Origin of the sequence: Anaerobacillus sp. 1_MG-2023, assembly GCF_030547345.1 — a bacterium.
GTDB lineage: Bacteria > Bacillota > Bacilli > Bacillales > Guptibacillaceae > Guptibacillus > Guptibacillus hwajinpoensis_B.
Genome location: NZ_JAUORD010000190.1, coordinates 1 through 248 on the forward strand (window position 1 = coordinate 1; position 248 = coordinate 248).

Here is a 248-nt window from a genome sequence, read left to right on the forward strand (position 1 = left end):
GCATAATACATTTCATAAACGCCTTTTTCATCCTTCTCGGCATTTTTTACTTCTGCCTGGATAGTACCGCGTTTAAATGTTTCCTCGCGAATGTAGTCACGGTAAGCCGCATCATCTGAAATCCATTCCGCAATAATATCATTAACTCCAGCTAATACATCCTCATTAGTATGTAATTCATGTTCCTCTGAAAGATATTTTGCCGCCTCTTGCTCGATGTTGAAAGGCTCTTGATTCCAAATCAACTC

At 39.5% G+C, this 248-nt stretch carries 1 pseudogene; it reads right to left on the reverse strand.

Going from position 1 to position 248, the window contains the following annotated elements:
* Positions 1-248 (reverse strand): annotated as a pseudogene (locus Q4550_RS23815) (Tex-like N-terminal domain-containing protein); the annotation flags it as partial.